This window comes from Prevotella sp. oral taxon 306 str. F0472, from assembly GCF_000257925.1.
GTDB lineage: Bacteria > Bacteroidota > Bacteroidia > Bacteroidales > Bacteroidaceae > Prevotella > Prevotella vespertina.
On sequence record NZ_AJIN01000014.1, the window covers coordinates 1 to 13,285 of the forward strand.

The 13,285-nt window shown below is 42.2% G+C and carries 5 protein-coding genes; all 5 read right to left on the bottom strand.

The window, feature by feature from the left end:
* A partial coding sequence (locus HMPREF9969_RS02215) for a SpvB/TcaC N-terminal domain-containing protein (protein ID WP_009434255.1) occupies positions 1-7,227 on the bottom strand: 7,227 nt, incomplete at its 3' end.
* Between the two features lie 82 nt (positions 7,228-7,309).
* Positions 7,310-8,869 (bottom strand): T9SS type A sorting domain-containing protein, encoded by a 1,560-nt coding sequence (locus HMPREF9969_RS02220; RefSeq protein WP_009434299.1) that lies wholly within the window; start codon positions 8,867-8,869, stop codon positions 7,310-7,312.
* A gap of 36 nt (positions 8,870-8,905) precedes the next feature.
* Positions 8,906-10,012, bottom strand: a complete 1,107-nt coding sequence (locus HMPREF9969_RS02225) for a PorT family protein (protein ID WP_232212635.1) — start codon at positions 10,010-10,012, stop codon at positions 8,906-8,908.
* A 99-nt stretch (positions 10,013-10,111) separates the two neighbouring features.
* Complete coding sequence (locus tag HMPREF9969_RS02230; RefSeq protein WP_009434263.1) at positions 10,112-10,834, bottom strand: outer membrane beta-barrel protein; 723 nt, start codon at positions 10,832-10,834, stop codon at positions 10,112-10,114.
* Between the two features lie 288 nt (positions 10,835-11,122).
* A complete protein-coding gene (locus HMPREF9969_RS02235) occupies positions 11,123-12,379 on the bottom strand; it encodes a replication initiation protein (RefSeq protein ID WP_009434250.1) in 1,257 nt (418 codons plus the stop codon).
* Between the last annotated feature and the right edge of the window lie 906 nt (positions 12,380-13,285).

Genomic DNA, 13,285 nt, shown 5'->3' on the forward strand with positions numbered 1-13,285 from the left:
CTGCAGACGTTCACGCTGCTTGTCATATGTATAGGTTGTCTCCGTGCCATTACCGAGTTTCGTATAGACCGTATGACCCTCCTTGTCGTAACCTATCCTGTCAACAATAACGCTCTGACGTCCCTGTTTATTGCTCGTAAGACTCTCAACCTGTCCTGCAGCATTGTAATGGTAGGTAACCACTTCACCATCAGGATAAGTCATCGTCTGCACACGGTTCCAACTATCATACGTAGCACCATAGACATAAGTCCTGATATCCGCCACGCTCGCCATCACCGTACGGACAGTCTTTGTCACCTCACCCTGACGACCATAGTAATAGGCTTCACCGCCCGAAGCATCCTCTACAAGGGCAAGACGACCGGCACGGTTATACTTATCGCCAGCCTTACCATAGGTATAGGTAACACGGTTGAAGAGATTTTCAGGATAAAGCACCTCGTGCAATCGTTCGAAGTCGTAGGTGTAAGAGATATAACCCTTGTCAGATATCGACTTCCTAAGCTCTGCCGTGAGCTTCGTCAGGAGGTTACCCGCTGCATCATAAGTCATATCCGTCTCACCTGCATCAGGATGATTCACCATCAGTTTCCGACCAAGCAAGTCGTAGGCATACTTCGTCTCCCTGCCGTTAGGATGCTGAACCGTCATCACCTGTCCGACAGGGTCATAGCTGTACTTCACCGTGATATCCTCACCACGGGCATGCTGCACCGTCTCCCGGTTGCGTCCCTTGGCATCGGTATAGCTCTCCGCATGTCGTCCCAGTGCATCCGTGACCGTTGTCTGGAGTATCGGTTCACCGTCATAGCTGCCGATAGAGTAAGCCGTACGTGTCACACTACCGTCAGCAAGCGTCACACTCGTGGTACGGTCGTGTGTATCATACTCCGTTTTTGCCTGTAGATCACCCGTAGCATGGTTGTAAGTTCCGATGTTACCATAGCTCTCCGTCATTGGGTAATAAGCTGTAATGTTACGTCCGAAGGCATCGATGACAGCCCTTCCACTGACAATAGAGACCTTTTGATTGCTTCCACCAGACCACACCACACCCGTCTGCTTCGTTTGGACAGCACGCATCAGCGAGTCGGCAAAGGTATAGGTATCAATGTTTCCATCCTTAGAATAATGGATGGTATGTGCCTTGCGCTCTGCAGGGAAGTACTCAAAACGGATAGTAAACGGCTGACCGCTTTCTATCTCATACGGAGCACGGATAGTCTGCTGACGTCCTAAGGCATCGTAGGTGTATTCCATCTTCTGCCCGTTAAGGTCGGTCGTTACAGACGGAGCATTCCAAAGACCATCATAAGCCGTGCTGGAGCTATAGCCGTATGCATCCTTGACACTTGTCACAAGACTGTGATAGCGGTCATCATACGTATAAGCATAGAACATACGCTGATGATTGTAGTTCTCCGGCTTTGTCATCCGTGTGATGTTACCATAGCCATCGTAAGTCATGTTATAGACAGAAGGCTTGTCACCGTTATGGAGCATGATCTCCGTTATCTCACCGTTTCCGTCCACCTTCGTGCTGCGTTCACGGTAAGTCTTACCACCACTGCTGACAGTGATATGGCTCGGAACACCGACGATATACTTGTCGGCTATCTTATGATAGTTGATGTTTGCCTCTAAGCTATAGCCCGTTGTCGTCTCCTTATATCCCTGTAGGTTACCATAGTCATCGTAAGTATTATTGACAGCAACCGCCAGACTGTCCCCACTATTTACATCAAAGTTACTCTGAACAAGCGTCTTTAGGGCAGGGAAGACAACAGCGTCAGCCGTATTATGACCAACGGCGAGTGTCTTCAGGTCGTAGTCATATAGAGACCCCTGCAGTTTCTTTCCATCAGCCGTATAGAGATACTCGCTCGTAACAAGACCATGCGCATAGTAATCCCTATTCTTACCATAGGTCTGTACGGAGTAACGATAGAGTCTGTCACCATTCTCTGTGTCTATCTGATTGGTACGTACCTGCTTGAAACCATAGAAGTCACGCTCACGACGGTCACGATAGCCACCGCTGTATTCGAAGGTGTTCCTGCTTCGTATTGCTCCGTTCTCCTTGTATCCACCCGTAGTCTCAACAGATGACATCACCCAGCGACGTCCTGGCAAGTCGTAACTTGGAGTTGTCTGCTCATAGTTGATATTAATATGTCCGCCGAAAGGAAGCGTCACAGAGCGGAGCATGTTTGTTCTTCCCGTAAGGTTGCGGTAGACGATAAGCTGCTTTGCCCCGTCAGATATGATAAGATCGGGACGTCCGTCACCATCAATATCTCTCAAGGCTGCTTCGGTATAGCTAACACCATCAGAGCTAGACGCAACAGTCTTTATGGTGAGACGGAATTTAAGGAAGGCTAGTCTGATGGGGATACTTACAGAGAAGTTACCATACTTAGAAACTGATGTTGCTAAAGACCCATTTACCTGTCCCTTTATGGCTTCTCCCTCCGATAGGAAACCAGCACCTGTATTAAAGTCTATGCTTAGGTTCTCACCCTTACGAGTAACCATATCAGGAAGTCCATCACCATTGATGTCTACAAAGCTGTTATTGTTCTTCGTTGTCGTACGTGTACCATTAAAACCAAAGGAGATATTGGCACTACCCAAAACATTTATACTCGTACCCAGTCCTGCTCCCCAGGTTGTGTTCTCGGAGGATTCTATCACACTGGCACCACTATTTCTTGCAGTCGTAAAATCATAACCAAGACCATATTGAACCTTACCATCATAGAGCATATCAGGCAATCCATCGCCATTTAAGTCCACCCAATCTCTTTCTGTGTGGGCTTTGCCAGAGCTAAAATCACCACTAGCACTCACCGAAACACTTGACACCTTGTTTCCATTAGCAGCATTCTTGCCACTGGTGTCTGCATTGCCACCATTTTCCGACTGGTTTTTCTCGGGTTGAGCGTTTATCGCTACGGCAGTAGAACCGTCAGCATTTATTCCTTTCTTCTTAGCTTCTTTTAATTCCGGTTCACCTGAAACACTAGCACCGATAGTCCATGAGCTAGACTTAAATTTGGGTTGCCCAATGGGCAAAAGCATTTCTTCATCACTAAGCGTTCCTGTTGAACGAGTAAACTGGGTGGTGATGCTGCCATCAGCATCAGAAAGCCAATCAGGGTAACCATTGCCATTGATGTCCATCAGTGCCACCCTACTATAAGAGGTTTGGCTACTCTTACTACCATTTGCACCCATAAATGAATAGCCACCACTCACACCATAGCCATCACTCTTAGAACCGCTCATAAGGATAGGAGCTGACAACTCGCCAGCCTTTTCAGTGTAATGAACACTATCCACATTGATGACATCTGAACCTAGGCGAGAACTACTCATCGTATCAACGGCTAAGAAAGCATGCGCAGAACCACCCACGAAGGCTCTTCGATTTGCATTATAGCCCATCACAAAGAAACGTTGTTCATTGACAGGAGTAACACTTTCAGAGAGCCTACGAGCATCGTGGGTCGTCTCATAATGCTCGGCGATATTTCTATATTTCTCCTTGTCTATCGCTAGGGCTGTTATATCGATTGGCTGTGCGGCATAGGCTTTAGTGCCGTTGTAGGCAAATTGTCCCCAACCACGATAGAGTCTACCGCAATCAACGGAGTTATAATCAGAGAAAACACAAGCCTGCAATGTGTCAACAAGTATGCGCCGCTCGCCTGTTACTACCATTGATGTTGCACTCTGGTAAGAGAGGCTGTCACGCAAGAAACTAACCTTTGCTTGCGTCACGGCTGATAGTTCATTGGCTAGAGCAAATGTGGCTGTTATCTCACCAGTGCATAACCGCCTAATCAGTGTGGTATCTGTAACCGCAAGCGTATCTGGGCGAAGCGTGTTAGAGCTATTCAGCTGGCAGGTATGATGCAGCACAGGGGCTCCTGTCTTATCATGTAACGTAAGATAAACACTAGCTGTATCTGTGTCATTTTTCTTATCTTCACGTGTCGTAAAGAGTGTTGGAACGATATAAAGTGTTGGACGATATTTCCTACTCAATGCTGCTACATCCTGTTTTAAGATTTTACGTTCTGCAATACAGATAGGCTTATTAAACATACTACGAGAGGCAACAAGGCGCACAGCTTCCTCATCACCATCATATCGATAGCTTCCGTCCCACTTTACTTTCGTCCAATCCAAAGGGGATGTACTTGTAAGAGTGAGACTGATAGAGGCAGAATCCTCTTCTTTTACATCGCTGATATAGTCATAAACACCATCAACTACGCTATCTGCGGCGAGCTTTATACGCTTTAAAATCGTCTCACCGTGATTATCCTCTCGACTAACAATGAGCGTAACATCGTCCGTGGTCTTGTCTTTTCTATAAGAGGAATAGAGCATTACCCTGCCTGTGCGATTCAAGATAGCTACATTATTATCGCCTTCCAGGTAATCACTCTTACTGTTATAGCGCTTTAAATCTTCCTGCAGGTAATGTTCTTTACCTATAGGCAAGGAACTATAAGTAATCGTGGGATGCCAAACAACGGCGTCATCATCACCACCATAGCGAGATTGAAGACGGAAGAAGATGCGGTCGCCTGCCTTTACATTACAAGTAAGATGATTGGTTTTGCTGCCAGCTTGTAACAAGGAATCACGCACCATAAAACCATCTCCCTCATGCTGTATGCTATAGATGATACCATCACCTTGGCTATTTAGTTTCTCAATCGTGCTTTCAATGGTGATTACTCCTGCAAAAGGAGCGCGCCACTGACGCACCACATCATGAAGAGGATGTATCTTCTCTAAAGAGTCACGGATAGCACTATAGTCTGGAATAAAGCGGTTGTTGATGGCAGCACCAGAGCCTATCAGCGGGTTAGCTGTTACACCACTTTCTGCCGTAAAGACGGGTTTACCATCTACGATATGATTGAAATATACTCGTCCATTGACGGCTATATCAGTGAGTCCATCGCTATTAAAATCATAGAGGTAGGTTTTTGTCTTGTCTTTACTCGTTGTATGTAGATAGCTGATGCCAACAGAACCCTTTGCCTTACTAGTAGCCTTACCTATCTCAGCTGCCACTTCTGCACTAAAAGTAAAGCTTGAGCTTTTACTCTCTGAGAATCGATTAACGCCCTCTAGTGCTATTGGCGCACTAAAGGCGTGTGTCATTGAACTTGCATTAAGGTTCTTACGATAGAAAAGACGACCGTTCTGCTGGAACAACTTATCGGGTAATCCATCGCCATCTATGTCCACAAAGGCAATCTTACCGGCGTTATCACTTGAGCTATAGGTACCTGTTACACCAACATTGAGCGTACCTATTGCCAGCCCAAAACCAAAGAGACTTCCTAAACCTGCCGTTGAACCATCTGAAAAACCACCGCCAAGCATACTTAAGTTATCATCACAGCCACGAACTCTGTGCGGCAATAGGGATTCATAATCAGTAGAGGACGCTGTCCAGAGTTCTGCCTTTGATGAGAAAAGCCCATTCTTGAGGTCATTGTAATAGTCGAATGTCTGTGTGGCTACCTTGCTGTCCTTGCTGTCGTTTTGGTCGATACTCTTTAACAGAGTCTTGCCAAAAGAACCCTCTTCATAGTTTAAGGTGTAGCTGCGGTGCTGTTGTCCGTTGTTTTTCACCGTGACCTTACGAAGCAAGCTGCGGTCACTTTGCATAATACCAAGGCGCCCACTGCTCGTTACGTCTTTACGCTCTGCGGCAGTAGAATCAAGCTCAAACTCAAGGCTATACAGTCCTTCCGTCTCCCCGAATCCTGTCCATGTATAGCGTTCCGGATAAAGGTTATTCCCAGACTTCATGTAATGGAAAGCAGCAAAGTTTCCGTGAACATCGGTAACACGGTCAAGTGCCCATTTGATACGGTTACCCTTGGTGTCGGTAAGGGAAGTAGCATCACTGACATGACCACTATGACCACCATAACTGTAGACTGTACCATCCTTGCCCGTCACTTCCCAGTAATAATTCTTCGGGCTGTTACCCTTTCGGATAATCCTACTGAAACCGCCTTCTGTCATTGGATAGAACTGCTTGTCAGCTTGTCTTGCCAGAGAATCAGTCCTTCGATAGAGTCGGTCACTGAGTTGCTGTCCCATGAGAAGATAACTCTCACTCTCTGACTTATCATCAAAACGTGGTACACCCCATCGGGTCTCTATGTCAATGCTCTGTACAGGAAGGCTCCATCCATAGCCAACAAAGCTACTGCCTCCCTCACTGCTGTACTGTAAGCCGGCACTTACACCAATATCATTACGCCCTGCAGGAACTTCGAAAGGATAGGACAGTGACGCCGTACCATTCTGATTAGCTGATGGGGCCTCAATCTGCTGAATACCCGCTGCTGGGTCAGCAGCCTTCAGTTCACTGATCCCTGTAGGGACATAGTTCTGTGTTTCGGGACTCTCTGGAACTTTGATGATACCATTGATGACATCCGTAAAGTGTGAAGTCTCTGCCATTGCCACCTCACGCTTGGTATCAATACCTTTTGACTGGAGCTTTGTCCAGCGTTGGTGCAGTTCATCATAATAATAGGTGTGGATATCATCTACAGTATAGCCTTTCGGTATCAACGTGCTGTCGTAGGGGACAGAAATACTTGCCAGATGATGGACGAAGTGATTACCATGAGGTAAGAAACGATAACCTGATACCGTATCTGTTCTTGCCATTAAGGTGTCACAGCCACCTGTAACATTCACCATACCCGTAGGCAAGGTTGGTAATTCACCCTTTCTAAGTGGAGTAATACTGAGAACTTTACCCTTTTCCATAGCCTCACGTGGAACGGCAAGCTGGGCACGCCCAACATTGAGCGTATCGCTGTCGGAATTGGCAAAGAACTTACTGACGGTACGTTTGCCTAAGTCTGCAAAAAGTCTTGCAGATTTCCTGTTCGGCTTGTGAGTATCTACACGATTCCCCTTTTGATTTCTTATAACTTCTTTGGAGAATCTCTTCACAGAAGAGTTCTGTACACTGTCCTTAATTTGTTTTCGTAAGGAAGTAGCCTTTTGGGAAGTGCTATCTTTTAGTACAGAAGAGACTGTATCACTGGATAGAGAGTCACTGGTTACAGTTTCTTTAGCAGAACGATTACTTCCACCATTACAGGAGTTTAGTATGATTCCTGCTAGCAACAGGAACGGAAGGAGGAGTGAATGTGTAGAATACTTCATTATTCTTGCTATTTTGTTTCAGGCCTAAAGGTCCTCAGTATATATACTTGCGTTGGAAAATTTATAAAGGATAGAAAAAGAATTACTTTCTCACCAGTTTAAATGTCCTTTCTTTGCTACCACTTTGCAGTGTCAATAGGTAAACACCCGGCTGTGGAAGATAGACTTTAGTGGAGAAATATGTATCAGGCATATTGGTCTGACGACTGACAAGAGCTCCACCCGTCGTATAGAGTGCCATGTCCAATGGAGCTGCTTCGCTCAGTTCCACCTGGACACCGACATATCCATTTGCCGTTGGATTAGGACTTACACTTACATTCGCAAAGAAGTCACTATTTCCATCGGAAGGATTCATGGAAGAAATTTCTGTGATACCCGTCTTAGATATCTGAAACTCATTCTCAGACTTATTGCCCACATGATCTGTCGTTGTAAGGAGGTATTTCCCTTCTATGAGTCCGTCAGCAGACTGTATGCTGTCACTTGTGGTACGATTAAAAACAGACATGTGTTCTCTCTGTAGGGTCATCTTGTAAGGGGCGATACCACCTGTTACCCTGACAGAAAGTGTTCCTGTACTACCGCTCTTCTCCGTTGGTTGCTTTACTTCTATTGTCGTAAACATATCTTTGGCAGCTCGTAGCGTGAACACATCACGTTTGCCTAACGGTATATTCTTAAAGACAATACTGTCACCAACAGTCGTATTTGCCTTATGATAGCTTAGAGTTTTGACAGGAAAGCTACCCGTTCCTGTAGGGTCAACGGCAAGATAGTAGCTCTCACCTTCTGCAAGAGGCTGTATCTGGCGTAGCTGCTTACCATCAGCTACAATATCAACATTAGGCTTGTCAACCCGTGTTGCTGCATTCATCCATCGTCTACCTAGCCACTTACCGTAGGCCTTACTCTGGCGGAAAGAAAGTTTGCCATTGTTGTCACCCCAAAGAAGGCTCTCACCATCTTCAAGAGGCTTGCTCATACTGATTGTAAGGAAACCATCTTCCTCACAGCTCTTGGCTCTTGTCTTATGCAGGGCAGAGGCTTTGTCTGAGATAAGACCAGCTATACGGTGGCTATAGTCCTTGTTGGTATAACCATTCCAAATAACCTCACTTCTTGAATTAAGGTAACTGCTGCGAAGGCTCACGTCATATTTCAAAGCAAGATAGCTTTCCACACGACACCGTTCTGTATCAGAAAGGCGGCGATCGAAGACAGTATATTCAACAGTTCTACCATCAAGGTTCTTTACAGGCAACTTAGCGTTCCCATTCCGACCGATATGCAAAGTCTGACCATTACCCATATTGGAAGAGGTCGTATAGCTATAAAGTCGCATTTCAGGCAATGAGTCCTTGGCATAATTCATGAAAGTACCATCGCCAAGGTTAGCAGCACGTTCAGTTGTCTGTATACGGGTAATAGCTTTTCCACTTCCAAGAGACCATATTGCCTGCTCCTTTTCGCCGTATACCTTACTTACGCCTATATAGGTAAGTCCAGCACCAGCAGAGACACGGACAGAGGTGGAATCGTGTGACCATACCATTGGCTTATCTACACCACCAGGGGTCTGAGCTGTAGCAGAAAGGGTGGATAGAAAGAAGAAAACTGCTGTGAGGTATTTATGTTTCATTTAAAGACCGTTTTAATATGATTGTAGTTATGCTGCTTATTTAGCTTTGCCAATAGGAAGACTGTAACCAATGGTAAGGCTGACAGTCTGAAGATTATTCATACGCTCCTGATAGCCATAGTCATTGGCACTGGTGCGGAGCATATCATTAAATCCGAAACCGTATTCCAGTACTGCCTCAAGACCGTTCTTTATATCAACATAGCCAATTTTTATAGTAGGAATGAATGTCACTCGTGCTTTGACAGATTCTCTCAGATGATCCTGAGTACGTTCAGCCTGCTGTCGGTATACCTCTCCAATGCGGTCATTGGTGAAGTCGATATTACGGCTACCAAACGGAATAGCGGCACTAATTCCTGCTCCCATATAAAACTTTGGGAAAGCATAGAAACGAAGTAGGACTTGTGGAGTAATAAAATTATAATGAAATCGTGTAGTCTCGGTTACATTTTCAGGTATCTTATGCTCTGTCAGCTTGCTGAGAATACGGGTGTAATCAATGCCAAGCTCAGCACCTAATCTACGATATTGCCATGTGCCAAAGATTCCAATACGAGGATTTATACCACCACGTTCACTCATTGTGAAAGTAGGGCGTATATCATAGTTTTCAATAATACTGCTTAATCCTGTTATCTTTGAGTAACCGATGCCCGTACGAAGTCCTATGCGAAACAAGTGTGTGTAAGGATAAGAATATCTTTGGGCGTTCGAAAGATTTTGTTCTGTATTGGAAGAACTCGTTGAAATATTGCTTTCTGTTTTGTCTCTGGCAATATTATCCTCTCCCTTAATCACAGATTGTTGGGCTGATTCAGTTTTTTTATTTTGCTGATTGTTTATATTATTTGTTCCGTCTGATGCAGGAACTGATGAAGAAACACTTTGTTCCTTAGTACGTGATATCGTTTTAGTATACTTTGTTTTTCGCAGTGAATGACGTTTATAACTTCTTTTCGTATTTTTCTTCATGGTATAATGTGTCCGACTCTTTACCTTATTATAGGTATGGCTGGAGACATTCTGTTCAGATAAAAGAGGTTGATCATCTTTGATAATAGGTGGAGGTAAGGGCGTAGAATGGTTACTTTTAATGGGTTGCTGAACATCCTGTACCTGTTCTGGTTTGTCATTTTGCAACCCATTGCAACGAAAGCAATTGCAAATATAACAAATATGATATTAAAAAGATGGTAGTTTCGTTTGTTAAATCTGTTATTCATAAGGCATTACAATGATTTACAGATTGAAAAGATAACTCACACTGAGTTCTATATTCTGACTGTGAGTTGCGTGCTCTGTCCAGTTATAGTCATTATGCTCTGTCTTGATAGTAGAGTTTAAACCATAAAAATAACGTAGGTCCACAGCCCAATGATGGTCTATTTCATACCCGAAGCCACCTCCAACAGCAATGTCTGGCTGTCCTGTCAGCTTCTCTTTCATTAGACGTTCCGTCTCAGCGACTGTGGCAAAATGATAGTTTGCAAACTTACTGTCTTCTTGATTACTCTCGTAGGATATGCCCTTGCCATTAAGGTTAGCTCCCGCACGTCCACCAATTGAGATATTGAAGCCTTTGCGCCAAGGATAGATCTTCAGCAGAGCAGATACGCCAATGTAATTATAACGAGGTGTAACCTTATAGTTTAACTCCTTATTATCATTATAGACAAGCTGTGATGCCTGCTGCCAATAGCTAAATCCACCTTCAACCCCAATGATGGAACCATCGATATGATACTGAGTAAATACACCAACTGTTGGAGTCATCTGCCACTTGTCTTTGAAAGCATAATTGGAATAATAGCCTTCTGGTACAAGAATCTTATCCATGCCCTTATTCACAGATACGCCATACCCCAAACGAATTCCAAGTCTAAAAGAGGTGTTTTGTGCTGGGAGATGAGTACTTACTAAGAGTATAATAGCTAGAATAGCGTTTTTAGAAATCATATTCATTGCAATAGTTATTTTATGTGAGCAAAAATACATAAAAATTAAACGATCGCATAATATTTACACTAATTTAACTTTTATGAGCAGGGGGAGCAAGGAAATTACGCAAAGATTCAGCAACTTGTTGGCTTATAATTTCCTGATTATCTACTGTATGCTGTCAAGTGTGAGGATAGCCGTAAAAAACTTATCTTTAGGAATATGACAATAGTAAATGATTAGTTACATGTTCTGCTATTGCGGAATAATTATCATTAAAATGAAGAGGGATAAGTTTCCCTTTTTATAGTTCTAACCATCTTGAGAATATGCTTTTATATCCCATCCATATTCCTGCAGATTTTTAGTAAAGACAAAGTTAATAAGACATTTGCGTTGATATGATTTATTTGCATTTTTAAACTTAGGTTGTTTTTGCTTCTCATAAATAACCTGGATTACCTGAGAGTAACTTTCCTTACATCGTAGCTGTTCTTTATCTATTTTTTCCATGTAATAATCTACTTCATCTTTATCTAAATAGCTGTTAAGTTGTTGTAATATGGTATCTCTTTGAAAAGTTTCATCAAGTTGAAGCCAGTTGGTTTGCTTGATTTGTTTTCTTTTAGCAGGACGTTTAATTTTATTTTCTTCATAGGGAAAAAGATACTCCCCATCTTTGCATGGACGGTCTAATTCTGGGTCTTTAGATTTAGGGTGTTCACGTGTGTAGATATAAAAGCGTAAAGACTTTGGAGAGCCATTACGCCCACGTCCATAGCGTTCTGCAACCTCATAATCAAACCATACATCTGAACGTTTTTCTCTATATAACTTATAAAGTTCCTGTTGTGCAGGAATAATAACCTTCTCGACCATCGTTTTAAATCGAGTATATTTCTCTTTCTCCAGCAACTCACCAGTTTTTGGGTCATGCAGCTCGGAAAGTCCAAAAGTAAAACGAAATGCTTCAACAGACATCTTGAAAACTCGTTTTTTATATGTTTCGTTCGGGGTAGATGGGTCTACAAAACGAAAATCACCTGAGTACTGACAACAGAACTCATAGAATTTCTGTGAATACTTTGATTCGAGTAAGATGGCAGTGTGAAGATTTAGAACTGTAAATGATTTAGTTAGGCAGATAACATAATCATATAGCTCTGGTGAAACACGCACAGTATAGTCATTAGTTGCTGTATTCCAACGAAAGGCATCTATCCAATGAAAATAGTCAATGACAAGTTGATCGTTCTCATTATTATGAAATTGAATGATTGCTTTTTGAGCAAGTGAACGAACGGTTTTATAAGTTCTAACAACATTGGTATTGCCTCCTATCGATGATAAATCCTTATCTGTCATATTAAAGACAAGATTTTCCCAGTTTTCACGCATTTTCAAACCCATTTCCTCATAGCGCATTTTGATTGCTTCTGACAACTTATAAAGAAATCGTCGTTCCATCATGGTATAGCGTAATGGAGAACGCATCAATAGATTGCTGAAACTGAAAGGACTTCCTTTCGTTCCTCCATTCTCAATCAAAGTAAAAATCCGCTTTGTCATTTTTAAACCCTTTAATAACTTTTCTTTTGGATAAATCCTTATAAGGTCGAAGCGAAAAATATATTAAAGGGTACTGGAGGCGACAACTGTCTACTATACCAGCAATTGTATTAAAGTGTCTCGAAACGACAATACAAAGATATTTATTTTCTTTCATATACGCAAAGAAACTTCATCTTTTCATAGTGAAATCTAAGTTGTACTAACAAGCAAAAAGAAGGTGTTATTCATTCTCAAAAGGTTACATAATGGTTCTCAAAAGGTTACTTATTCATTCTCAAAAGATTACATAATGGTTCTCAAAAGGTTACATAATAACAGATAAACAAAATGATAATCAGGGAGTTACATGCCTCTAAAATAAAGCTTATAAATAAAATATATAAATAAAGCTTATAATGTGCGTGCGCAAGGAAACTTTAACTAAAGGGACAAGAACATTAAGGTTTACATTTCCTTTATCTATGTATATCGAGCAAAAACAAAGATGAACCTGATAAAATAAGAATTTGAGACATTCTTAATAATAAGATTTGCTCTACCATCTCTTACCTTTTTATCTTTTATCCATATATTGACACTTTAATATTACAACACATTTTCTATATCGTTTCTGGTTGAATTTCTGCACACGGAAGGCATAACTATGACTTCCCCTTTAGTTTTTCTCAAAAGGTTACATGAATATCATCCTTTTTCCCCTATAATGTTTTGTTATATCTATAATAAAGAAATAACATCATATTTTATTATAGTTATTGTATATTATAGTAATTATATAATTGTGTTATGAAAGCATAAAATATGCTTACTTTATAGATGTATTTTATTATTGTCATATTTTAATAGTGTGATAAAGGAATAAATTCATAAAGGTATATTATAAAAGTGTAATATAGCTATTTA